The 24,438-nt window shown below is 49.3% G+C and carries 24 protein-coding genes, 1 tRNA gene and 1 pseudogene; 7 read left to right on the forward strand and 19 right to left on the reverse strand.

What is annotated here, in order from left to right; all coding sequences use genetic code 11:
• The 7 genes from AC9UG7_RS12035 to AC9UG7_RS12065 all read right to left on the reverse strand — a co-directional run.
• On the reverse strand, positions 1 to 350 hold a 350-nt coding region (locus AC9UG7_RS12035; RefSeq protein ID WP_509588128.1), incomplete at its 3' end, for an LON peptidase substrate-binding domain-containing protein.
• 55 nt (positions 351 to 405) lie between these two features.
• A complete protein-coding gene (gene clpX / locus AC9UG7_RS12040; RefSeq protein WP_509588130.1) occupies positions 406 to 1,668 on the reverse strand; it encodes an ATP-dependent Clp protease ATP-binding subunit ClpX in 1,263 nt (420 codons plus the stop codon).
• Positions 1,669 to 1,760: 92 nt separating this feature from the next.
• Complete coding sequence (clpP, locus tag AC9UG7_RS12045; protein ID WP_509588133.1) at positions 1,761 to 2,369, reverse strand: ATP-dependent Clp endopeptidase proteolytic subunit ClpP; 609 nt, start codon at positions 2,367 to 2,369, stop codon at positions 1,761 to 1,763.
• Between the two features lie 13 nt (positions 2,370 to 2,382).
• The gene (tig, locus tag AC9UG7_RS12050; RefSeq protein ID WP_509588136.1) at positions 2,383 to 3,696 is read right to left on the reverse strand and encodes a trigger factor; all 1,314 of its coding nucleotides are present in this window, start codon (positions 3,694 to 3,696) and stop codon (positions 2,383 to 2,385) included.
• A 46-nt stretch (positions 3,697 to 3,742) separates the two neighbouring features.
• Positions 3,743 to 3,829: transfer RNA gene (locus AC9UG7_RS12055), tRNA-Leu, on the reverse strand.
• A 98-nt stretch (positions 3,830 to 3,927) separates the two neighbouring features.
• Positions 3,928 to 7,044, reverse strand: a complete 3,117-nt coding sequence (locus tag AC9UG7_RS12060; RefSeq protein WP_509588226.1) for an efflux RND transporter permease subunit — start codon at positions 7,042 to 7,044, stop codon at positions 3,928 to 3,930.
• Entirely contained in the window at positions 7,044 to 8,123 is a 1,080-nt protein-coding gene (locus tag AC9UG7_RS12065) for an efflux RND transporter periplasmic adaptor subunit (protein WP_509588139.1), read from the reverse strand. The genes AC9UG7_RS12060 and AC9UG7_RS12065 overlap by 1 nt, the downstream gene beginning before the upstream one ends.
• An 81-nt stretch (positions 8,124 to 8,204) precedes the next feature.
• On the opposite strand from AC9UG7_RS12065, the gene AC9UG7_RS12070 reads away from it, so the two are divergent.
• The 4 genes from AC9UG7_RS12070 to hemH are packed head-to-tail and all read left to right on the forward strand — an operon-like array spanning position 8,205 to position 12,196.
• Positions 8,205 to 8,981 carry a squalene/phytoene synthase family protein gene (locus AC9UG7_RS12070; protein ID WP_509588142.1) on the forward strand — a complete coding sequence of 259 codons (777 nt, stop codon included), beginning with the start codon at positions 8,205 to 8,207 and terminating at the stop codon, positions 8,979 to 8,981.
• A 28-nt stretch (positions 8,982 to 9,009) separates the two neighbouring features.
• Entirely contained in the window at positions 9,010 to 9,849 is an 840-nt protein-coding gene (hpnD, locus tag AC9UG7_RS12075; RefSeq protein WP_509588228.1) for a presqualene diphosphate synthase HpnD, read from the forward strand.
• A complete protein-coding gene (gene hpnE, locus AC9UG7_RS12080; protein ID WP_509588145.1) occupies positions 9,846 to 11,105 on the forward strand; it encodes a hydroxysqualene dehydroxylase HpnE in 1,260 nt (419 codons plus the stop codon). The genes hpnD and hpnE overlap by 4 nt, the downstream gene beginning before the upstream one ends.
• A complete protein-coding gene (gene hemH / locus AC9UG7_RS12085; protein WP_509588148.1) occupies positions 11,102 to 12,196 on the forward strand; it encodes a ferrochelatase in 1,095 nt (364 codons plus the stop codon). Before hpnE ends, hemH begins: the two co-directional genes overlap by 4 nt.
• 13 nt (positions 12,197 to 12,209) lie before the next feature.
• Here hemH and AC9UG7_RS12090 read toward each other — a convergent pair whose 3' ends face one another.
• The 6 genes and pseudogenes from AC9UG7_RS12090 to orn all read right to left on the reverse strand — a co-directional run bounded on the left by AC9UG7_RS12090 (position 12,210) and on the right by orn (position 17,575).
• Positions 12,210 to 12,980, reverse strand: coding sequence for a hypothetical protein (locus AC9UG7_RS12090; protein ID WP_509588151.1), 771 nt, complete (start codon positions 12,978 to 12,980; stop codon positions 12,210 to 12,212).
• A gap of 100 nt (positions 12,981 to 13,080) precedes the next feature.
• Complete coding sequence (locus AC9UG7_RS12095; RefSeq protein ID WP_509588154.1) at positions 13,081 to 13,545, reverse strand: bactofilin family protein; 465 nt, start codon at positions 13,543 to 13,545, stop codon at positions 13,081 to 13,083.
• Positions 13,514 to 14,563, reverse strand: coding sequence for a M23 family metallopeptidase (locus AC9UG7_RS12100; protein WP_509588157.1), 1,050 nt, complete (start codon positions 14,561 to 14,563; stop codon positions 13,514 to 13,516). Before AC9UG7_RS12100 ends, AC9UG7_RS12095 begins: the two co-directional genes overlap by 32 nt.
• Before the next feature lie 21 nt (positions 14,564 to 14,584).
• A complete protein-coding gene (locus AC9UG7_RS12105; protein WP_509588160.1) occupies positions 14,585 to 14,980 on the reverse strand; it encodes a bactofilin family protein in 396 nt (131 codons plus the stop codon).
• Positions 14,981 to 15,300: 320 nt separating this feature from the next.
• Positions 15,301 to 16,737 (reverse strand): annotated as a pseudogene (locus tag AC9UG7_RS12110) (DEAD/DEAH box helicase); the annotation flags it as partial.
• Between the two features lie 247 nt (positions 16,738 to 16,984).
• Positions 16,985 to 17,575 (reverse strand): oligoribonuclease, encoded by a 591-nt coding sequence (gene orn, locus AC9UG7_RS12115; RefSeq protein WP_509588163.1) that lies wholly within the window; start codon positions 17,573 to 17,575, stop codon positions 16,985 to 16,987.
• Between the two features lie 133 nt (positions 17,576 to 17,708).
• On the opposite strand from orn, the gene AC9UG7_RS12120 reads away from it, so the two are divergent.
• Entirely contained in the window at positions 17,709 to 18,953 is a 1,245-nt protein-coding gene (locus tag AC9UG7_RS12120; RefSeq protein WP_509588166.1) for a M48 family metallopeptidase, read from the forward strand.
• On the forward strand, positions 18,950 to 19,843 hold the full coding sequence (gene rsgA / locus AC9UG7_RS12125) for a ribosome small subunit-dependent GTPase A (protein ID WP_509588169.1): 894 nt from the start codon (positions 18,950 to 18,952) through the stop codon (positions 19,841 to 19,843). Before AC9UG7_RS12120 ends, rsgA begins: the two co-directional genes overlap by 4 nt.
• Positions 19,844 to 19,859: 16 nt before the next feature.
• On the opposite strand, the gene AC9UG7_RS12130 is transcribed toward rsgA, so the two are convergent.
• The 6 genes from AC9UG7_RS12130 to rpsP all read right to left on the reverse strand — a co-directional run bounded on the left by AC9UG7_RS12130 (position 19,860) and on the right by rpsP (position 23,748).
• Entirely contained in the window at positions 19,860 to 20,834 is a 975-nt protein-coding gene (locus tag AC9UG7_RS12130) for a CobD/CbiB family protein (RefSeq protein ID WP_509588172.1), read from the reverse strand.
• Between the two features lie 28 nt (positions 20,835 to 20,862).
• A complete protein-coding gene (locus AC9UG7_RS12135) occupies positions 20,863 to 21,567 on the reverse strand; it encodes a CoA pyrophosphatase (protein ID WP_509588175.1) in 705 nt (234 codons plus the stop codon).
• A 63-nt stretch (positions 21,568 to 21,630) separates the two neighbouring features.
• Positions 21,631 to 22,023, reverse strand: a complete 393-nt coding sequence (gene rplS / locus AC9UG7_RS12140) for a 50S ribosomal protein L19 (protein WP_509588178.1) — start codon at positions 22,021 to 22,023, stop codon at positions 21,631 to 21,633.
• 119 nt (positions 22,024 to 22,142) lie between these two features.
• Positions 22,143 to 22,901, reverse strand: coding sequence for a tRNA (guanosine(37)-N1)-methyltransferase TrmD (gene trmD / locus AC9UG7_RS12145; RefSeq protein WP_509588180.1), 759 nt, complete (start codon positions 22,899 to 22,901; stop codon positions 22,143 to 22,145).
• Between the two features lie 10 nt (positions 22,902 to 22,911).
• Positions 22,912 to 23,484 carry a ribosome maturation factor RimM gene (gene rimM, locus AC9UG7_RS12150; RefSeq protein ID WP_509588182.1) on the reverse strand — a complete coding sequence of 191 codons (573 nt, stop codon included), beginning with the start codon at positions 23,482 to 23,484 and terminating at the stop codon, positions 22,912 to 22,914.
• Positions 23,485 to 23,496: 12 nt separating this feature from the next.
• Complete coding sequence (rpsP, locus tag AC9UG7_RS12155) at positions 23,497 to 23,748, reverse strand: 30S ribosomal protein S16 (protein ID WP_509588184.1); 252 nt, start codon at positions 23,746 to 23,748, stop codon at positions 23,497 to 23,499.
• Positions 23,749 to 23,850: 102 nt separating this feature from the next.
• Here rpsP and AC9UG7_RS12160 point away from each other — a divergent pair, with 102 nt between their 5' ends.
• Positions 23,851 to 24,384, forward strand: a complete 534-nt coding sequence (locus AC9UG7_RS12160) for a GNAT family N-acetyltransferase (protein WP_509588186.1) — start codon at positions 23,851 to 23,853, stop codon at positions 24,382 to 24,384.
• The last annotated feature ends 54 nt before the right edge of the window (positions 24,385 to 24,438 follow it).

Raw genomic sequence — 24,438 nt, forward strand, 5'->3', positions numbered from 1 at the left:
AGGTTACACACAAAGTGCAAAGGACCGTCTTCAATCTGGTTGACCGTGGCGCGCTGCTGGCCTTCAACCAGCACCTTGACAGTGCCGTCAGGCAGCTTGAGCATTTGCAAAATGGTCGAGACGCAACCGACCTGGAACATATCGCCGACAGCAGGCTCATCCTTGGCGGCTGTTTTTTGCGCGACGAGCATGATGCTGCGGTCTGCGCCCATGGCGGTTTCCAGCGCTTTGATGCTTTTTGGTCTGCCGACAAACAAGGGAATGACCATGTGCGGGAACACCACCACGTCACGCAAAGGCAGCATGGGCAGGTCAATCGGCTCTGAGGGCAACGGGGTTTGTCCGGACATGGTCAAACTTCCAATCAAAAAAATGGGCTGGATACTGACCAGCCCGTTAGGGAAATCAAGCCTTTTTGGCGGCTTCTCGGTACACCAGCAACGGGGGTTTGTTTTCGTCGACAGTGGATTCCTCCACCACCACTTTTTCCACATTACTGCTGTTTGGCAAATCGAACATGGTGTCGATCAGCGATTGTTCAATGATGGAGCGCAATCCACGTGCTCCTGTTTTGCGATCCAAGGCTTTTTTGGCGATGGCTTTCAGCGCTAAAGGCCGAATTTCAAGCTCGACACCCTCCATAGCGAACAGTTTGCCATATTGCTTGACCAAGGCATTTTTAGGTTCCGTCAAGATTTGCACCAAGGCATCTTCTGTCAATTCGCTGAGCGTGGTGACCACCGGCAAGCGACCGACCAACTCAGGAATCAAACCGAACTTGATCAAATCTTCAGGCTCAACCTGGCCGAACATTTCCGTCAAGCTGCGCTCTTTTTTGGTTTTGACCACAGCGCTGAAACCAATACCTGAGCGCTCTGTGCGGTTTTCGATGACTTTCTCTAAGCCCGCAAAAGCGCCGCCGCAAATGAACAGAATATTGGTGGTGTCGACCTGCAAAAAGTCCTGGTTCGGGTGCTTGCGACCGCCTTGCGGTGGCACGCTGGCCATGGTTCCTTCGATCAATTTGAGCAAAGCCTGTTGCACGCCTTCTCCGGAGACATCGCGGGTGATGGACGGGTTGTCTGATTTGCGGGAAATCTTGTCAATTTCATCGATGTACACAATGCCGCGCTGTGCGCGTTCCACATCGTAATTGCAGTTTTGCAGCAACTTCTGAATGATGTTTTCAACGTCCTCGCCCACATAGCCTGCTTCGGTCAATGTAGTGGCGTCCGCCATGACGAAAGGCACGTTCAACATACGCGCCAAGGTTTGCGCCAAAAGCGTTTTGCCAGAACCTGTTGGGCCAATGAGTAATATATTGCTCTTGGACAGTTCTACATCATCCTTTTTAGCATCAAGCTTGTGCTGCAAACGCTTGTAATGGTTGTAGACAGCCACAGACAAAGCACGCTTCGCAGGCTCTTGTCCAATGACGTAATTGTCTAGATTGGTTTTGATTTCTACCGGGGTGGGCAGATCGCCTCGACCTTCGCGCACAGTGCTAGCAGGCAATTCATCTCGAATGATGTCGTTACATAAATCGATGCATTCATCGCAAATGAATACAGAAGGGCCTGCAATAAGTTTTTTTACTTCGTGCTGACTTTTACCGCAAAAAGAGCAATAAAGGGTCTTTTCGCTAGAGGGTCCTTTTTTTTCGGCCATTCAGTAGTTACCTGTGGGAGATGGTCGAATGATACTCAAATCCGCAGCGCTTTCGGCGCAGGCGGTTTGAACGGGGGATTGACTGTCTTGGATCAAGGGCGCTTGGCGATGACATCGTCAACCAGACCGTAAGCCTTGGCTTCTTCTGCGGTCAAGTAGTAATCACGTTCGGTGTCTTGCTCAATCCGTGACAGGGGTTGTCCCGTGGCTTCAGCCAGCATCTGGTTCAAGCGCTCGCGTGTTTTGAGGATTTCACGTGCGGCAATCTCAATTTCTGTGGCCTGCCCTTGGGTTCCGCCTAATGGTTGATGGATCATGACTTTCGAATTAGGCAGACTGAAGCGTTTGCCTTTGGCGCCAGCTGCCAGCAAAAAAGCTCCCATGCTGGCGGCCATACCCGTACAAAGCGTTGACACTTCTGGCTTGATGAAGTTCATGGTGTCGAAAATTGCCATGCCTGCACTGACCGAACCGCCGGGTGAATTGATATACAAGGAAATATCTTTGTCTGGATTTTCGCTTTCCAAAAACAACAACTGAGCGACTACCAAATTGGCCGTATGGTCATTCACAGGCCCCACCAAGAATATGACTCGCTCTCGCAGTAAGCGGGAATAAATGTCATAGGCACGCTCACCCCGACCGCTTTGTTCGATGACAACAGGGACCATGCCCAATGCTTGAATATCCAATGCACTCATGAAAATCTCCAGTTCAAGCTTGTTGGCTCATTAATTCGTCGAAGCTCACTTCTTTGGTCTTGGCCTTCACCAAAGACAACACATAATTGGTGACGTTGTTCTCAATCACAATAGCTTCCACCTCAGCCATCCGACGGCTATCACTATAGTACCAACGAATTACTTCCGCAGGTTTTTCGTAGCTCGCTGCCAAATCTTCAACGTGTGCCTTGATTTGATCGGGTGTGGCTTGCAGGTTGTGCATACGCACCACTTCTGAAACCACCAATCCCATACGTACACGACGCTCGGCTTGCGGGCGAAACACATCGTCTGGAATAGGTGCTTGGTCAGCATCTTTGATACCGCGCTGCTTCAACTCCTCACGGGCACCTTGAACCATACGGTCGAGTTCGGATTGAACAATGGAGTTGGGCAAATCTAATTCCGCATGGGCGACCAAGGCATCCAGTGCGGCTTGTTTGTTTTTTCCCAGTAAACGGAATTTAACTTCACGTTCCAGATTTTTACGAATATCAGCACGCAATGCCTCGACCGTGGCTTCAACCACGCCCATGGACTTCGCAAGTTCATCGGTGACCTCAGGCAAATGCGTGGCCTCCAGTTTTTTCAATGTGACCATAAAGTCAGCGGTTTTACCGGCCACTTCGCGACCTTGGTAATCCTCGGGGAAATGCAGTGGAAAAGTTTTGCTTTCGCCCAATTTCATACCAACTACCGCTTCTTCAAATTCCTTGAGCATCTGGCCTTCACCGACGACAAACTGAAAATCTTCTGCACGGCCACCATCAAAAGGCTCTCCATCAATCTTGCCAATAAAGTCCACCGTCACACGGTCATCAACTGCCGCAGCCGTATCCATTGAGCGCTGAGCAAAAGTTCTTTTTTGCTTAAGCAGGATTTCAACGGTTTTGTCTATTGCGGCCTCGGTGACCTCAGCCTTAAGGGCTTCAACTTCAACCTGACTTAGGTCTTTGATTACCACTTCAGGGTAAACCTCAAAAATAGCATCAAATGCCATTTCAGTATCTGTGGTGTTTTCTTTTTCGCTGATGCGTGGTTGACCTGCAACTCTGAGTTTGGCTTCGTTAGCAGCGACGCTGAAAGCTTCCCCCACCTTGTCATTCATGACTTCGTAATGAACCGAATAGCCATATCGCTGAGCGACGATGTTCATGGGAACTTTGCCAGGGCGAAAACCATCTACTTTGACCTGACGAGCCAAGCGCTTAAGCCGTGCATTCACTTCGTTTTGAATAACTGAGGTAGGCAAGGTCAACGTGATTTTGCGCTCCAGCTTTTCGAGGGTTTCTACATTAACGGCCATGAGGCTTCTCCAATATGAATCAATAGGCGTTTGAAAATGAACGTTTTGGTGCGCGGGGGGGGACTCGAACCCCCACACCATTGCTGGCGTCAGGACCTAAACCTGGTGCGTCTACCAATTTCGCCACCCGCGCGAGTCCAAAAAAAGCAAAAGGCGGTCTGCGTAAACAGACCGCCCGTTCAAAATCGGTCAAAGTTAAATTCTAACCGCCTTCCCCGCGAAATTTTGAATTCAACGCTTTACCCTGAACCAGGCTGCGTACATGGCTGGTAGTGCCAGCAACGTGAGCACAGTGGCCACAATCAAACCGCCCATGATGGCAACAGCCATAGGACCCCAGAAAACACTGCGGGACAAAGGAATCATGGCCAGTACAGCGGCAGCAGCCGTGAGCACAATCGGCCGCAAGCGGCGCACAGCTGACTCGACAATAGCGTCCCAGGCAGGAACGCCTTTGGCTCGGTCTTGCTCGATCTGGTCAATCAAAATCACCGAGTTACGCTGAATCATTCCCATCAATGCGATGACTCCCAACAACGCCACAAAACCAAATGGTCTATTCAGAACAAGCAGCGACATGGCAACCCCAGCTATACCCATGGGACCGGTCAGAAACACCAGCATGGCACGGCTGAAACTTTGCAATTGAATCATCAGCAGCGTGAAGGTGACAAACAACATCAAAGGCAAGCCAGCTGCAATGGAAGAGGAGCCCTTGGAACTCTCTTCGACCGCACCGGCGACGCTGATGGTGTATTGTGAATATCCTTTTTCAGCCCACTGTGCCTGCAAGGCATTGAGCGCTGGTAAAAGCTGTTTGGTGACCGTGGCACCTTGTAAACCCTCTGTAATGTCGCATTGAGCGGTGATGGCGTATTCACGGTTTTCTCGCCACATGACGCCCGGCTCCCAGTCAAACACAGGTTTGGCCACTTGAAGCAAAGGAACTGCACGGCCGCTGGTTGTAGGCACATATGCATTTGCCAAATCCGACATGGTTTGACGTTCGCTCTTGGGTTGACGCAACACAATGTCGACCAACTTGTCGCCTTCTCGGTATTGACCTACTGTATTGCCGCTGAGTAACACCCGCAAAGATTGCGCGATGGATTGACTGCTGACACCCAATGCACGGGCTTTGTCTTGATCGACATTGAACCGAACTACCTTGACGGCCTCATTCCAGTTGTCGTTCACGCCACGGGTATTGCTGTTTTCACGCATCAAGGCCTTGACCTCATCTGCACGCAACCTCAATACCAAAGGGTCTGGTCCAGCCACACGGAACTGCACAGGAAATGGCACTGGTGGGCCATTGGGTAATAACTTTATTCTTGCACGCACCTCTGGAAATTCAGCAGCCATTAGCGCTGGCAAGGCCACCCGCAGGGTTTCACGCGTTGCCAAATCTTTGGGCATGACAATAAATTGGGACACATTGCTTTGAGGGAAAATTTGATCCAGCGGCAAGTAAAAACGCGGCACGCCAGAACCCACCCACAAGCTGACGGAATCAACGCCATTCAATGACAGCATTCGTTTTTCAATGAGTTGGCTCAGTGCTTCATTGGCTTGCATAGAAGTACCTTCAGGAAACCAAACATCCATCATGATTTCTGGTCGACTGGAGTCTGGAAAAAATTGCTGCTGCACCTTTCCCATGCCAAAAATACCCAAGCCAAATGTCAGCAACATCGCTCCTATGGTGAGCCAGCGATGAGTGACACACCAATCAACAGTTTTTCTAAAGCCGTTATAAAAAGTTGAATCAAATAATTCCTGCGGGGCATCGCCACTGCGATGCGGCTTGACCTTCAATAACCAAATACCAAGCAAGGGGACAAAAAACACTGACACCCACCAACTCAGAAGCAAGGCAAGGACCGTTACTGCAAAAATAGCAAAAGTGTATTCGCCGGTCGCAGATTTGGCCAAACCTATGGGTAAAAAACCCGCCGCAGTGATCAGTGTGCCGGTCAACATCGGCATGGCAGTGACTTCATATGCAAAGGTCGCGGCTCGAACTTTGTCAAACCCTTCCTCCATTTTGCGCACCATCATTTCAACAGCAATGATGGCGTCATCGACCAGCAATCCAAGCGAAATAATGAGTGAGCCCAAGGATATTTTGTGAAGTCCAATACCCCAGTAATACATGGCCAAGAAAGTCATAGCAAGCACTAGCGGAATGGTGATGCCAACCACCAGGCCTGGGCGCATGTCTACGTACCAACCAAACCGACCGCCTTTGTGCCAGCCCAATGAAACAAAACTCACCAGCAACACAATGACCACAGCCTCAATAAGAACGCCAATGAATTCCCCCACAGATCGGCTCACAGCTTTAGGCTGATTTTGTAAATTACTGAGTTTGACGCCAACTGGGAGTTCAGACTGCAACTTGACAACAGTTTTCTCAAGAGACTTACCCAGATTAATGATGTCGCCACCTTTGGTCATGGAGACCCCAATCGCAAGGACTTGCTGGCCTTGAAAACGAACTTTTACATCGGGCGGGTCTTGATACCCTCGGGTGATATTGGCGATATCGGCTAAACGAATATGCTGACCTGAAGTTCCACGAATACGCAATTCTTTGAGTTGCGACACCGCCTCAAATTGACCTGCAATGCGAATTTGCACCACTTCCTGAGGAGTCTGTAAGTTGCCAGCACTTTCGACAGCATTTTGCTGACTCAATTGAGACAACACTGCATTGAGGTCAAGTCCCAGTTGCACCAATTTTTTTTGCGGAATCTCTATGAATATTTTTTCGTTCTGAACGCCAAATAATTCAACCTTGGCGACGTCTTTGACCCGCAATAATTTTTGTCTGACATCATCTGCAATGTCTTTGAGATCAGCCTGACTAAAGCCTTCGGCCTGCAAGGCGTAAATCACCCCGTATACATCACCAAAATCATCATTAAAAAACGGACCTTGCACGCCATTGGGCAGGGTACTTCGCATATCGCCGATTTTTTTTCTCACGGCATACCAAACATCGGCTACTTCGTTGGGTTTGGAATAGTCCTTGAGTTGGAAAATGATTTGCGATTCACCGGGTTTGGAGTAACTGCGGATCTTGTCAGCGTAGGGAGCTTCCTGCAGCGTGCGCTCTAGCTTGTCGGTAATTTGCTCGGCCACTTGTTGTGCTGTCGCACCTGGCCAATACGTTCTGACGACCATGGCGCGAAATGTAAAAGGCGGGTCTTCATCCTGCCCCAGTTGAAAATAAGCGGCCACACCTAAGATCAAAAGTACAACCATCAGGTAACGGGTGAATGCGCGGTGATTGAGCGCCCACTCAGACAAATTAAATCTGGCCTGATCGCCTGGTTGAGGCATCATGGCTTTTCACCTGCAGATTTGAAATAAGTCACTTTTTGTCCAGGTGAAAGCACATGAATACCCGCAGTCACTACTTGCTGCCCAGGCGATAGGCCACCGCTGACTACCACAGAGTTTTCATTCATTCCTGCGATTTGTATTTCATGCGATTGCACCGTCATGGTGGCAGGGTCGACAATCCATATGCTGGATTTACCCGCTTCTTGCCGCACAGCTGTGGTTGGCAAAGTCAGCGTTTGACTGTTTCCGACTTCATTTTTCAAGAAGACAGTGGCTGTGCTGCCAAGGGGAATTTTCGCTTCATGGAGCTCAGATTTGACAGTAAAGGTGCGTGTTACTGGGTCCGCACTCGCAGCAATTTCTTGAACTTTGCCAGTAAATATTTGATCCCTGCTCCATAGCTTGATGCGTACCACTTGACCCTGTTTGATATCAGCTACCCTGTCCTCAGGAACGGCAAACACCACATCGCGAAGTCCATCTTGTGCAATTCGCACAATAGGCGTTCCCGCATTGATCACTTGACCAACTTCAACTTCCAGGCCCGTTACCACCCCGGGTTTGTCCGCATACAACTTGCTGTAATTCAATTGATTGGTTTGTGTAGAAAATTGAGCTTGTGCTTGTTCTAATTGCGATTGAGCTGCTTTGTAAGCGGTTTCGCGACGCTCAAGCTCGGCGCCGCTGATGAACTCTTTATCCCTTAATTCTTTGTAACGCTTGTAATCTGCAGCGGCCAAATCCCTGTTGGTTTGCGCTGCGTTGACTTGAGCGCGGGCACTGTCCACTGACAAGCGGTAATCCTGTGCATCAATTTCAGCCAATAACTGACCCGCTTTGACATGCTGTCCCAGTTCTACATGCCTGGCTGTCAGTTTGCCCGGAATACGAAAACCCAACCTAGACTCAATCCTGGCTTTGACCTCTGCAGCAAATTCTGACTCTGCAGAAAGTAGGGATTCGCTAACTGTTATAACCTTGACTGCTCTGATCGGTGCCTGAGTGCTGGGGGTCGGTGAACATGCTGAAAGCAAAACGGCACCCACAGTAATGAGGGCTTTTAATAGGCGAAACATAAATTAACCTTGAAATTAATGACTGACTGGTTAGTAATTTAATTCTGAATACCCGTTATGTCAAGTGACAATATAAAGACCATGTCAACAGTCGGCCACTATGAAAATTTTCCTGTCGCTTCTGTACTTTGCCCGCCGCATTTGCGTGCGCCAATTACTGCCATATACCAATTTGCTCGTACAGCAGACGATCTCGCAGATGAAGGAAACGAGCCAGCAGATGTGCGCTTGAGCCAGCTTTCAAAGTTCAAGAGTGATTTTATGCATTTTGTCAATGACAAGGGCAATGAAGATAGCCCTTGGTCAACGGTATTCAAAGATCTACATCCACAAATCCAACGCTTTCATCTGCCCATCAAGTTATTGTTGGATTTGCTTTCCGCCTTTGAACAAGATGTGGTTTACACCCGAGACCAACGCAGGTATGCAAACCGTGAGGAGTTGCTCGACTATTGCAGCCGCTCAGCCAATCCCGTGGGCCGGTTATTGATGCACTTGTACAAGATCGATTCTGAAAAAGCCCTCGCACAAAGCGACGCCATATGTTCTGCTTTGCAATTGATCAATTTCTGGCAGGACCTGAGCATAGATATCCCAAGAGGGCGGTTTTATCTGCCATTGAACGCAGAACTCAAGCAAGAGGTCGCTTTTGCCCGGCAGTTGATGATGCAAGGCGCAGCACTGGTTCACCAGGTGCCGGGACGGGCCGGTTGGGAGTTGCGACTGGTGGTACAAGGAGGCTTGCGCGTATTGGACAAGATAGAGCGCACAGACACTAGGCTTCGCAGACCGCGTCTTCATGTGATTGATATTTGCGGGATGCTGTGGGGCTGTTTATGGATGCGCGCAGGTTATTGACACCTTCTTGGATGTCACAATCCTGCCCATGACACCACAGCAATATGTGCAAGATAAAGCTGCCGGCTCTGGCAGCAGCTTTTATTACGCCTTTTTATTTTTACCGCCGCACAAGCGTGCTGCGATTACAGCTTTTTATGCGTTTTGTCGTGAAGTTGACGATGTAGTAGACGAGATTGAGGACTCGGGTGTGGCAGCACAAACTCTGCACTGGTGGCGCATTGAAGTAGCCAACAGCTTTGCAGGCAACCCTCAACACCCGGTGATGAAGGCATTGATCCCCTTAGTGGCTGAGTACGGAATCACTGAACTTCATTTGCAAAAAGTCATCGACGGCTGTGACATGGATTTGCGGCAAACACGCTATCTCGACTTCGCTGGGTTGACCACCTATTGTCATTTGGTCGCAGGCGTTGTGGGTGAAGTGGCTGCACGTATTTTCGGACATACACAAGCCAAGACCATCGACTATGCTCATTCATTGGGATTGGCTTTTCAGCTCACCAACATCATCAGGGATGTAGGAGAAGATGCATTGCGTGGTCGCATTTACCTGCCTATTGACGAGCTACAAAGATTTAATGTCACAGCCAATGACCTGTTGCAACGCCGTGACACACCCGCTTTTCAAGCCTTAATGCAGTTTCAATGCGACAGAGCATTGGATATTTATGAACAGTCTTTGGCCGGTTTGCCAAGCGTTGATTGGCGGGCACAAAAACCCGGTTTGATGATGGCGAGTATTTATCGCACGCTACTCCTAGAAATTGCTGATGCGAAATTTCCTGTATTGACGCAACGGGTGGCGCTGACACCACTCAGAAAAATGTGGCTAGCCTGGAAAATGCAGGCGCTGGGGCGTTTTTGAAAACCCTCACCATTGTTGGTGGCGGCTGGGCTGGGCTGGCTGCAGCTGTGCACGCAGTAAACAGCGGATGGAAGGTCAAGCTGTATGAGGCTGCGTCGCAACTTGGTGGCAGAGCCCGCGGCGTAGTGCGCGACGGTTTGTTGCTGGATAACGGACAACACATTTTGATCGGCGCATACACGCACACCTTATCTTTGATGCAAACAGTGGGTGTGGATATAGAAAGCTCTTTACTGCGCATGCCTTTGGCCGTGAAATATGCCGATGGCTCAGGCCTTCAATTGCAACCTGGTTTACCGACTCCATTGAATGTGATTGCTGGCATCCTTTCGGCCAAAGGCTGGCCATGGCCGGACAAATGGCGCTTTCTTCGCCAAGCATTGCAATGGCAACGCCAACACTTCGTCTGTGCGCCCGATTTGAGTGTCTCAGACATTTGTGGGGGTGTACCACGCAGCATCATGGATCAATTGATTGAACCATTGTGCGTCTCTGCATTAAATATGCCATGCAATAAAGCAAATGCACAGATCTTTTTAAAAGTGATAGAAGATGGATTGATGGGCAATGCAGGCTGCAGTGATATGTTGATACCTCGCACTGATTTAAGCATGTTGTTTCCAGTCAAGGCAAAAGATTGGCTGACCCGACACGGCTCTGAGATTGTGACCAACCAACGGGTCACAGACCTTCACTTTGACGAACCCTCAACGGTAGTCCTCGCTTGTCCTGCATGGGAGGCGGCCCGATTGGTGAGGCATTTAAATCCCAACTGGGCAAGCTTGGCTGAGGATTTGCAACATACTTCCATTGCGACGGTTTATTTACGCACTCACAAAACGTTGAATTGGCCACTACCCATCATGGCACTGAAAAACAGTGCGGATGCACCTGCTCAATTTGCTTTTGACAAATACAGAATCAGTCAACAAGCCGAGATGCGTGGTGTGATAGCCATGGTGGTCAGTCACTGCAACGGCGATAAGGAAACATTGACTCAGGCCGTTTTGCAACAGGCTCATGAACAACTAGGACTTGAAAGCGTTGAAGCCTTGTTGACTATCGTTGAAAAAAGAGCCGCTTTTGAATGCCCACCCCATCTTGTTCGTCCATCCATGTACGTTCACGAGGGCGTATGGGCTTGCGGGGATTATGTTGCCGGCCCCTACCCCTCGACTCTAGAAGCCGCAGTCAGATCGGGGGAACAAGCCATGGCTTTTTTAAACAATTCCCTTATCGACGAAAATAACACATGACTTTAACTCCCCGATTTGCCGCCGAACCCCATTACAGCCACGGCCAACAAGCCAAAACTGCTGCGATTTATTGCAACCTGGGAACCCCACAAGCACCTACTGCTTCTGCCCTTCGCCAATATCTCGCCGAGTTTTTGAGCGATCCACGCGTCGTTGAAATTCCACGCTTTCTTTGGTTGATGATTTTGCACGGTATTATTTTGCGGGTTCGCCCCGCCAAATCAGCCCACAAGTATGCAAGCATCTGGACGCCCGATGGATCTCCGTTAAAAGTATGGACAGACTTACAAAGTCAGGCCTTGCAGCAACAATTTGATCCAGAAAAGATACAAGTCCGCTATGCCATGCGATACGGGTCACCTTCAATTGCTTCGGTTTTGGATGAATTGAAACAACATGGCGTCAACAGGGTGCTGATTTTGCCCGCCTATCCACAATATTCAGCCACCACAACTGCAAGCGTATTTGATGCCGTTTTTTCCTGGGGCATGCAAACTCGCACCATGCCGGAATTCCGATTCATCAATCACTACCATGACGATGCTGGCTACATACACGCACTGGCTGAAAAAATCCGCACGCATTGGTCTGAACATGGAAGATCCGAACAACTGGTCATGAGTTTTCATGGCGTGCCAGAGCGCACACTGAAACTGGGTGACCCCTATCACTGTGAATGCCATAAAACGGCCCGACTTCTCGCGCAAGCATTGGGATTGAACAAAGACCAGTACAAAGTCTGTTTCCAGTCGCGTTTCGGCAAAGCCAAATGGCTGGAACCCTATACCGAACCTACAGTCAGAGCATTGGCCCAAACTGGATGTAAATCCATTGATATTGTCTGTCCAGGGTTTGTCAGTGATTGCTTAGAGACCTTGGAAGAAATCGCCATGGAAGTCAAAGCAGCATTCATTGAAGAAGGCGGCTATTCGTTCCATTACATACCCTGTTTGAATGACAGCCCGATTTGGATAGACGCCTTACAAAACATTGTCCACACCCATATGTCAGGCTGGCCCATCGACCAAGCTTCAGACAGCGAGCGAAATACATCCCGGCAAGCGGCATTGGCTATGGGAGCTAGCGACTGATATTTAATTGCCTTTATTTGGCAGTCGCTGAAGCGGGGATATCTGTCGTAGCTTGCACAGGAATAGCTGGCGTAATGAATGTAAATGAATTATTGCTTTTGCTTTGATCAGAAGCCGGGGGCACTTGAACCGCGTTAACTGCATTCGGTGCAGTAGCTTGTGCGTTTGCATTGCTTGCCGACTCTGGCTCAGGAGCAGGAACTGGTGAGCTAGATACAGGCTGAGCTTGACTTTCTGAGTTGGAAGATTCAGTTTTTTCATCTACATAATGCGGCTTAAGCGCTGCTGCTGCAATAGCTACCAAAAAAAGAGCAAATATCTTGAGAAGGTATCCGCTGTTGTTGGTCTCAGCTTCCGTATCCTGGGTTTTTATTTCTTCACTGGTCGAGTCCAACTGGACTGGATCTGTAGCCACCGGTTCCGCAGGAGCTTCAACTTTTTTAGTTAGAGTTTCCGGTTGGCTGATATCTTCCGGTGGCTGAGCAAGAAAATGCAATGCCTCGCCACGCGAAAGTGCAGCGCTCTGAACTGCCTTCTGACTGCTATTCTCAGGCTCAACAGGCAGAGCAAATACTTCCTCCTGTACCTGAGGCTCTGAATAATCTGTAGGTTGCTCAACAACTTGCGGCGCAACTTGTCCAAATAACTCAGCGTCTGTCATTTGTAACAAGCCAGCTACTTTTCGTGCGGCAGTCAATTTCACGTTCTCGCTGTAAAAAGCAGCTAAACCGCCCTCTTCTATTTGTCGAATTTGTTTAGAGGATAGGCAGGCCATGGTGGCCATGTCTGTGACAGCCCAGCCTAACGATTCGCGCTTGCGTCGAACTGATTGACCGTCAATCTGAGATACGTCCGACATTCAAAACCTTTATTTCAATAAAAGCTTACTTGACGAGTAACAATTCACCCTTGATGGATGCTCCCTTTTGTACTGACAGCGTTTGATACACGACGTGACCATCAACTGATGCAGATGAAGTCACAATCAATTCGCTGCAAGTAGCAGTTCCGGAAAATTTACCTTTGATGTGAAGACTTGAACAAGTGACTACACCTTCAACCTGACCGCGTGAACCGATGGTCAACTCATCCACTTGAACCTGTCCATTCAAAGAGCCTTCGACGTGAATGGCTCCCTTGGCGGAAATTTCACCGCGGAATGAAAAACCTTCACTGAGTATAGAGGGCTTTGAGGCATTGGAAGAGATCATATCCATCATATTGGTTCTCGGAGGTTGAGCTATTGGCTGATTGTCTGGAGTGGCTTCAAGCGGTGAGGCGGGTTTAATTAAATCCACAGAAGGTTGTGAAACTGGGCTATTTGTCGCTGTTTTGGATTTGTTGAACATATTGTGCAGTCCGAATCACTTTTTGAGGATTGACTGGATAACCACCGACCAAAATCTCAAAATGAAGATGTTTACCCGTGGAAGATTCTCCAGTATTTCCAATGTAACCCAAGAGGCTTTCCGTAGTCACTTTGTCGCCTACTTTAACCATCAATTGAGCCATGTGCGCATACAAAGATTCCACACCGTTCAAATGTCGAATCACCACAGTATTGCCATATTGTGGGTGGTATTCTGCCATGACCACGATTCCGGGTTTGACCGCGTAAACTTTATCGTCTCCTGTCTGGCTCATTAAATCAAGTCCTGTGTGGAAATGAGACTTGCCAGATAAAGGGTGTTTTCGAATACCGAAATCTGAAGAAACGCTGTAATTTGCTACAGGCAAATGGCTTGGTAATGCATACAAAACCTCTCTTAATGCCCGATTGGTAGAAAGCTCGTCAGCAACTTTTCCGCGCAACAAGGGGTTGGATTGGATATCCGAATCCAGTGAATAACCGCCGTTGGCAGAATTTTGTTGAATGATGCGAACAATTTTCTCAGTCAAACCCGAAGTTTCGAGTTGAGCTTTCAATGTGTCGTTTTCTTCGGAGACGGCCACCATGGACGTTTCTACGAAACGCCGAATACTCATATCCCGGTCACGAATGGTCTGTGCCATTGCAATCATTTGATCTTCACTCAATTCGGAATTGCCAGGCAAGTTGGCATCCACTGAGCTACTCATCAAAGCACGGTAAACATTCTCGTGCGATTTCTCAAGACGCGCACGACTGAAGCCGAGCGTCAAACTTGTCACTGTCAGAAAAATAATCAGTGCGAGCAAGCCTGCCGAAGTAAGTAACAAGCCTCTTGCGCAAAATTTTTGAAGTCCGGCAGGGATATTGAAGTAAGTGAGATCGCCGCTTTGTTCAAGAATCAGCTTGACATTTTGATAGTCCCGCGTCCAGACTCGCTTGATAAAATGCGGTGTTTGAAGAACGTACGTTAAATGGTTTGAAGAAAAAAAACGCATGAACTCACCGTGAAATAGGCATCAAGTGCCAGCAGGCTTAGGCAGGTTATTTGACCCCGCTGAAGTTGTATTTGAGCCAACTGGTTCAGCGCCTTGGTGCAAGGCTCCCTCTATTTCCCCACCCTTTTCAATTTCTATTTCGGCATAGTGAACTTTGCCAACGATTTTGCCCGTAGCACGAACAATCAAACTTTTCTCACTGACGATGGTGTTGTGAAGCTGTCCACGTACGTCTAATAACTTGGCTGATACACGGCCTGTGATGCGGCCTGTTGTACCGATCAGCACTTCTTCTGCTGTCAAATCACCCTCAATGACGCCGTTGATGACGGCTTTTGAGGGAACAGTGAATGCGCCTTTGACAACGACACCGTCACCGATAACAACACTTTCTAAAGAATCTGCTGGATTTGCCATACTTGCTCCTTAAACCGATCTTAACAAAGATCAAATGTAAATTAACTTTTTTATTGAAGCTCTTGATTTAATTGAAAAAAAAATAGTTGATTCCGATTTTTCTAAAAATAAAATCCAAGCTTTTAGCAATTAAATTGAATATTTTTTCATGGGTTATTAAAACCAATATCTTCATTAAACTATTAATTTACGTGTAACTGCATCAATACTCAGTTATTTGTAAATCAGCAACAGTTGAAGAAAAAGCCCAATCAAGTTTAAAACTCAGCTGGGCTTGGCACGGTTTTAATATCTGAACAACATCAAGTTCTGGCCGAGCCTCTGGACTTGAATCCAGCGCCGCCGCGCTTTGCGCCAGCAAAGGAACGGCCACCACCGGGCGGTTTGCCACGGCGTGGTTCATGTGAAGGCGCACGCGCTGGTCTCTGGGTGGGCTCCAGACCTGGGATTACTTCAGCATTCAAGGATGCCTGGGTGTAGTGTTCAATATCAAGAATTTTGCGCCGATCGCGGAACTCTGCAAAAGTCACAGCTAAGCCATCTCGACCAGCTCTGCCCGTGCGGCCGATACGGTGCACGTAGTCTTCCTGTTTCATCGGCAAGCCGAAATTGAACACGTGACTGATACTGGGCACATCAATACCTCTGGCTGCCACGTCAGTTGCAACAAGGATTTGAACCCGTCCATCACGCAGAGCTTGCAATCGGCGATTGCGCAAACCTTGGCTGAGTGCGCCGTGTAAAGCCACGGCGGAAAAACCCACTTGCTGTAAATCTTCGGCCAAAGCGTCACATTCAATTTGCGTGCTGGCAAAAACGATGGCCTGATCTATCGTCGTGTCGCGCAACCAGTGGTCCAGCAATTTACGCTTGTGCTGCTGATTGTCTGCCCAGAACAGAATCTGCTTGATATTGCTTTTCTGTTCTTTGGTCGATTCGATTTGCAAGCGCTGAGGCGTGCGCATGATGCGGGCAGCTAGTTGCTGAATACGCGGCGCAATGGTGGCGCTGAACATCATGGTTTGACGGCGGGATTCGGTCAATTGATGGATATCAGCCAGGTCTTCGGCAAAGCCAAGGTCCAACATGCGGTCGGCTTCGTCAACCACTAAAAACTGCACCTTGCTCAAATGCAATTGCTTGGAACGCTGTAAATCAAGCAAACGTCCAGGCGTAGCAACAACCAAATCTGCATTGTGTAAACGCGCAATTTGCAAAGGGTAAGGCATACCACCAACCACGCAAGCCACACGCAATCCTTTGCAATGCTTCACAAGGTCAATGGCGTCCTTGGCCACTTGTTGCGCGAGTTCACGTGTAGGACACAACACCAAAGCGCTGGGGAAAGCCGGCTTGACATGGCGGGTATCAGTTGGATTTTTGCGGCGAGGCTTCTTTGGCAGTTCTTCACCGTTGGCTTTTGCCTGCTCTACTTTCAAGGCCCATTCTTTGGCTTCTTGCTGCTCTTGCGCCTGACGCTCAATCAGTATGGTATTCAAAACTGGCAATAAAAATGCGGCGGTTTTGCCACTACCGGTTTGGCTGGAAACCAGCAAATCATTGGCCGGTTTGTCAGCGTTGTCCTGCAAAGCTAAAGGAATAGCTCGCAATTGAACCGCCGTGGGTTCGGTGAAATTCAAGTCGCGAACAGCAGCAAGCAACTCTGGGGCGAGTCCCATTTGGGCAAAGGCGTTGGGGACAACGGCTGGGGTTTCGTTGATGTGGATCTCGGTGGAGACAGGGGCGTGATCGTTCATAGCGTCAGCCGGGGTATGCAAATTCAAATCGTCCATTGTGTAAAGCCCGCACCTGAAAAGGCGGGGCAACTCCGTTCAAAGGTTGGAAAAACATCAACCTTCAAACAAAGCATGCTGCAAAACTTTTTGCAACGCGGTTCCAATAGAACCCAAGGTGTGAGGAGGATGTAGCAATGTCACACAACCAAGTGCAACTCAGGGTATTCTCGCACGAAATGCGGATGCTGTTACGTTCTTTTAAGACTACTTACAGTTTCAGAAAATACTCGCGGTAATGCGCAAGTTCATCTATAGACTCGTTGACATCGGCCAAGGCCGTATGGTTTTGCTGTTTTTTGAATGCGTTGTAAACCTCAGGCTTCCAGCGCTTAGATAACTCTTTGAGCGTACTGACATCGAGATTTCTATAGTGAAACCATGATTCAAATTTTGGCAGGTACTTAAGAAGAAATCTTCTGTCTTGCCCTATGGTGTTGCCACACATGGGTGCCACCCCCTTGCTGACATATTTTTTCATGAAATCAATCAATACCTCCTCTGCCTGCGATTCGGTAACGGTAGATGCCTTGACCTTTTCAATCAATCCGCTTTTACCGTGCGTGCCCTTGTTCCAAGCATCCATACCTGCCAGCAATTCGTTACTCTGGTGAAGAACCAACACTGGCCCCTCGACTCGCGGTGACAAATCAGGTCCAGTAATCACAATGGCAATTTCCAACAAACGTTCTTTGTCAGGGTCAAGGCCAGACATTTCGCAATCCAACCATACGAGGTTATTGTCATTTTTGGATAACACAGCTTGTGCAAGAGGGGAATGAGTTTGGTCAGAAGAGTTCATTGAGAGATTGTCCCTCAAGCCCGACAAGGATAATCATTTGTCGCAAAATAGCACGCTACGCTCTCGACCTTTGACTAACCAGTCATTTTTCAGTCACCGAAAAACATCTACACTTGTCCATATGATTTCTGCTATGAATTTCACTCTTGTTTTCACAGCGTTGCTGTTGATTAACTTATTGCTCAAATTGTGGCTTGCCAGCCGCCAAGTCAATCATGTCGCCTTGCACCGCAACGAGGTACCCGCAGACTTTGCGTCAGCCATCACTTTGCCTACGCACCAAAAGGCCGCCAATTACACCTTGGCCAAATTGCAATTAGGCTATTGGGACTTGGCATTGGACGCTGTCGTTTTGCTGGGATGGACCCTGATGGGCGGACTGTCCTATCTTGACAATGCGCTGATGTCCTTGGTGGGTACCGGGATGTTGCAACAATTGTTGCTGGTGCTTGGGTTCATGCTTATTTCTGGAATCATCAACTTACCTATTTCCTATTATCAAACCTTCAAAATCGAACAGCATTTCGGTTTTAACAATATGACTGTGGGTCTATGGGTGAGTGATTTGATTAAAAGCACGCTTGTAGGCGTTGTCCTTGGCTTACCTTTGATTTGGGCTGTCTTGTTCTTGATGAATTCGGGGGGGACGCTGTGGTGGTTGCTGGCCTGGGCGTTATTGGTGGCCTACCAATTATTTGTGATGTGGATTGCACCCAACTACATCATGCCTTTGTTTAATAAATTTCAACCTCTTGAAGACGCTGAATTGAAAGATCGGGTCGACCATCTCATGCAACGCACCGGTTTTAAATCGGATGGTTTTTTTGTCATGGATGGGAGTCGCCGTTCTGCACATTCCAACGCTTTCTTCACAGGGCTTGGCAAACAAAAGCGTGTGGTGTTTTTTGATACCCTGCTCAAAACCCTGAACGCCGGTGAAATGGAAGCGGTATTGGCGCATGAACTGGGTCACGCCAAACTCAACCATATTCCCCAATCACTTGTTCGTAGCTTTGTGGTGACTTTGGTAGGAATGGCCGCCTTAGGATGGCTGAGTACTCAGTTATGGTTTTTTGAAGGCCTGGGTGTACTGCCACATGCCATGTCCGCCAACGATGCTTTGGCACTGCTTTTATTTATGCAATTTGTTCCCTTACTGACATTCATCGCCACCCCTGTTCGTGCTGCGCGATCACGCAAACATGAATTTGAAGCGGATGCATTTGCTTGCGAACACGCAAACGGGGCAGACCTGCGACAAGCTTTGATCAAGCTATACCAGGACAATGCGTCAACGCTCACGCCTGATCCCCTGTATGTGAGTTTTTACCATTCACATCCGCCAGCTTCCCAGCGTCTGGCCAGACTGACTACATGACCTTATCTGGCCGTGTGGTCGCCAGCCATGGCAGACACGTGGTGGTTGAAGACAACGAGGGTAAGCGTCGAATTTGTCATCCCCGAGGAAAAAAAAATCAAGCGGTGGTTGGCGACTTTGTGCAGTGGCTTGCCAGCGAAGACGAAGGTAGCATTGAATCTATTGATCCAAGACGTAATCTGTTTTACCGTCAGGACGATATCAGAACCAAATCTTTTGCAGCCAATCTCGATCAGGTTCTGGTGTTGGTAGCAGCCGAGCCTGAATTTTCCCAAAGTCAGGTGGCACGCGCACTGATAGCCGCAGAACAAGCCGGCATTCAAAGCTTGATTGCATTAAATAAACAAGACTTGACGCTGGCATTTGACAAAGCTTGGGCCAGGCTAAAGCCATACCGAGACTTCGGCACACAGGTGCTGGCACTGGGTTTGCGCAATCAGGACGATGATTTGGCCGAATTACGCCAGTCATTGCAAAACAGAACTACCCTGGTTTTAGGGCCATCTGGTGCGGGGAAAAGCACACTCATCAACCGACTGGTTCCGTTGGCGAATGCAAGTACAAATATCATCTCCAAGGCATTACACAGCGGCAAGCACACCACCACATCAACCACTTGGTATTGGGTTGATACTAACAAGACAACCGCCTTGTTGGATTCGCCCGGTTTTCAGGAGTTTGGTTTGAACCATATTGCCGCAGGCGATCTGACCAGTTGCATGCCAGACATCAAAAAATACAGTGATCAATGCAAGTTTTATAACTGCACCCATGTGCACGAACCCGACTGCGGTGTAAGAGACGCATTGTCTAAGGGACAAATTGATGCAGGTCGCTACAAAATTTACGTGGAATTGTTTACAGAAATGTCTGCGCCCAAAAACTACTGAAATGTGAAATCAGCGTTTATCCAACCAAGCGAGCTAGTGTCAACAAAGCAAGCAATACCATCCACATCACCACCGCACGCCACACCAGGCCAACCATGCTACGCAGGTGAGAAAATTCGGGTTCGCGCCCCGCAGTCGGTTGGTTGACTTCTTGATCCATCAGATTGTCTGAATACGGGGACGCTGACAACGCCCCGCCTAATCTGACGTTGATGGCGCCTGAGGTTGCAGCCAAGACAACGCCGTCATTCGGGTTTTGAAAATGATCGGCTTCTTGACGCCATGTATCCACGGCGTCTTCGAAATTTCCCACGACAGCAAAAGTCAATCCGGTCATGCGAGCTGGCAGCCAATCCACACGACGCCATGCCAGCGAGGAAACCGTTCGCAAGGATTCACTGACTTGTTTGACAGGATAGTCATGGTCAGCAGAGTTTTCACCCCATGTGTGAAACAGCAGTGCAGATAATCTGAAGAACAATGCACCAGCTGGGCCTAACCCCAAAGCGGCGAGTACTGAGAACCAAGCAACCACGCCAAACACATGCCTGTGCGCTGCCAGTGCCGAATGTTCGATGACATGGCGAACAATTTCTGTTCGAGTGATCAACAAGTCTGAATCGCCTTGCCAGTCGCGCAATAAATCTCTGGCTAATGCATCGTCACCGGTAGCTAAGGCATCTCGGATGCCAGTGAAATGATGACTGAAACGCCTGAAACCCAAAGTGGCGTACAAAACAGCAAGGCTCCAAAACATGGCAAAAACCCAGCCTAGGGTCAACATCAACCACCAATGCATCACAACAACAACTATGCAGGGAATACCCAAGGCAATAAACCAAGCTGTCCAAGCATGTTTGACATCGCCAGCATCCAGGTTATTTTTTAACCATTCTGCCCATGCATAAAAACCTCGCTCCAGCCAATGTCCTGCAGTCAATGGTCTGACTTGCTCAAGTAAAAAAGCCAATAAAAGAGAGATGAAACTCATGTGTCAAAGATGAAAGCGCTCAAAAACTTCATTCGCTCACCTGTAAAAATTGATAAAGGTGCTTCAATATACCTGCAGTAGCCCCCCAAATTAGGCGATGGTGCATTTCTTTTTCATAGGGCATAGAAAACCATTCCCGTCTGACGCCCTGCCACTCCATCGCATGCCTATAGTGGTTGGCGGGGTTCATCAGAAACGCCAACGGTACTTCAAATACCTCTGCAACCTCCTGCGGATTGGCTGTCACTTGCATGAAAGGGTCAAGCAGAGCCACTACCGGTGTCACTTGATAGCCCGTACCTGTGATGTAAATCGGCAGACAACCCAGTATGGTGACAAATTTCGGATGTAAACCCACCTCCTCTTGTGCTTCTCGCAAGGCTGTGGCTATTTCATTTGCATCCTGTGCATCTTGTCGACCTCCCGGCAACGCCACTTGACCGGAATGCGAGGACAAATGCGCGGTGCGCAATGTCAGCAGCACAGTCGGCTCCTCCCGCATCACAATGCCCAGTAACACTGACGCAGGTTTGGGTGGTTTGTCATGCAATGGGGGTTCGCGAAAAGTAGCCAGGGTCTGAGGCCGTGATTCAGCAAAGCGCCGTCTCAGTTTTTCTGCTGTCAACTCCTCTTGGCTTAGCCGCGGCAAATGAGAATCTGTTCCAACAATTTCAGCCTGATGGGGCAAGAAGTCAGGTATTTGCGTCAATGAAACAGAGGGGATCGGCGTCATGGTCAACAAAAAACCGCCGCAGCTTGCGCCGGGGCGGTTTGACAGTTCGTCATTGATAGGGATTTATTGAGCGGCTGCTGCTTTGGCGGCCGGTGTGGCCTTGGCGGTGAGTTTTTCCTTGATACGTGCAGATTTACCACTGCGCTCACGCAAGTAGTACAGCTTGGCGCGTCGAACATCACCACGGCGCTTGACTTCAATCCCTGCAATCAAAGGGCTGTAGGTTTGAAACGTACGTTCCACGCCTTCTCCGCTTGAGATTTTGCGCACGATAAAGTTGCTATTAATGCCGCGGTTGCGCTTGGCAATGACCACGCCTTCAAATGCCTGCACACGTTTGCGGCTACCTTCAACCACGTTCACGCTGACAACCACGGTGTCGCCAGGGGCGAAAACGGGGATTTTTTTGCCCATACGGGCAATTTCTTCTTGTTCCAATATTTGGATGAGATTCATACAGTCCTCTGCACGATCATGGATGCGCTACACAAAAGGCCGGTGATTGCACAAAGGCTGAAACACCCGGCGGCCATCCAGAGGATCGAAAAGCCCTACATTATAACCACGATAAAGGATTAGCCGGCGCGGTCTATCAAACGCTCGTCTTCAGTACTTAGCAGTCCCGTTTGACGCGCTTTTTCTATCAAATCCGGCCTGCAACGAGCAGTTAAAAGCAAGCTTTGCTCACGCCGCCAGTCAGCGATATGGGCGTGGTGACCGGACAATAGCTGAGGTGGAACAGGCAGTTCCTGCCATACCTCTGGACGGGTGTAGTGTGGGCTGTCTAACAAACCACTCAAATCCGGCGAAAAACTGTCTTGTGCATGGCTGTCACTGTCGTTCAACACACCCGGTTGTAGACGTGCAATCGCATCCAGCCAAGCCATGGCAGGCAACTCACCGCCCGACAGCACAAAATCACCCAAGCTGATTTGGCAGTCCACATAGGTATCAATAAACCGCTGATCAACGCCTTCATAGCGACCACAGAGCAAAATAGCTCCATTTGCAGACGCGGAAGATTCGCGCACCATGGACTGGGTCAGAACCTCGCCAGTCGGACAAAAATAAATCAGGGGCGCACTTTGCCTGTCATGCTTACGCTCTTGGCGTATGGCCAACAGACAGGCGGCCAAGGGTTCAGCCAACATCACCATACCGGGGCCGCCGCCAAACGGCCTGTCGTCAACACGGCGATAGTTACCTTCAGCAAAATCGCGCGGATTCCAGCATTTCAAAACGATGCGACCGCTGTCATAAGCACGTCTTGTCACGCCCTGGTCCACAAAGGATTGGATCATGTCGGGAAACAGTGTGATGACATCAATTCGCATGACTGCTACTTTAATAGTCGGCCAGCCAATCAACCAGAATGAGTCGATTTTCTATGTCAACTTTGTCCACATAAGCGCTGACGAATGGGATCATGCGTTCCACGGGCTTTGCTGGGTCCTCAGGATTGGTCTGGCTCAACACCAGCACAGTTTGTGGACCGGTAGCCATCAATTCAATGACAGTACCCAAATCCAAACCCTCTCGGTTATGCACCGACAAACCAATCAGGTCAACCCAATAAAACTCATCTTTTTGGGTGGATGGAAAAGAAGAACGCGGAACGAAGATGCGGGCACCTTTAAGGCTTTCGGCGATATCCCGGTCTATGCTTTCGGCTGGGCAAGCGACAACCGAATCGCCGTGCTCCTTGGCTTCCCGAATCAGCATAAGCACAGTGCCAATGAAAGGCGAAACGCCGCGCTCATTGGGCTGCAAAAACCAACGTTTGGAAGAAAAAAGCGCCTCGGGTGAGGCGCTGTGGGGCAAGACTTTGAACCAGCCTTTGAGTCCCCAAGCATCCAAAATGCGCCCGACTTCGATAGCGTCCGCTGGCAATTCAGCAGGCTCCCAAGCAGGCAACATAGGATGTGGAGTTCAGGCGGCTTTTTTGCCGGCTTGTTTGATCAGACGGTCGACCGTAGGCGACGTTTGTGCGCCAACGCCTACCCAATAGCTCAAACGGTCTTGCGCAATACGCAAACCTTCTTCGCCACCGGCGGCGATCGGGTTGTAAAACCCAATACGCTCGATGAAACGGCCATCACGGCGAACGCGCTTGTCAGCGACAACAATATTGAAAAACGGACGGGCTTTTGCGCCGCCTCGGGAAAGTCGGATGACGACCATGGTTTATCCTTGGGTGCAGTCTTTGATTCAGCGATGAGACACGCGACTTGACCACCCGGCCAGCGCTCGCTGAAAAGCCTGCAATTATAGACTGCAACCCATATGAGCCCAAAAACACTACTGATCCGTCCCTGCCAGAACGCTGACTTGGTCGAGGTAACCGCCATCTACACACACCACGTCGCCCACGGCAGCGGAAGTTTTGAAATTGAACCGCCAAGCCTTGCCGATATGACACAGCGTCATGCCAATGTGGTTCAACTTGGCCTGCCCTGGCTGGTGGCCAGCCGAGACAACGATGTGCTGGGATTTGCATATGCCAGCCAGTTCAGGCCGCGCCCCAGTTTTCACTACTTGGTTGAAGACTCGGTCTACATACATCCTGCACACACTGGACAGGGTTTAGGTGTGGCTTTGCTGGCTGAATTGATCAGGCACTGTGAGCAAGTCGGCAAACGGCAAATGTTGGCGGTGATCGGCGACTCGGCCAACGTAGCCTCTATCGCCTTACATGCTGGCCTTGGATTCAAACATGCAGGTGTATTGCAAGCCAGCGGCTGGAAGCATGGGCGCTGGTTAGACGTAGTCATGATGCAAAAGGCTTTAGGAGCCGGGCAAGCGTGCGATCCCATGTAAAAACACCTTAGGCCCGCAGCGTTTATCCGTCAACCCAAGTCACCGCCAAGTCAG

The organism is Limnohabitans sp., assembly GCF_046052765.1.
Taxonomy (GTDB): domain Bacteria; phylum Pseudomonadota; class Gammaproteobacteria; order Burkholderiales; family Burkholderiaceae_C; genus Limnohabitans.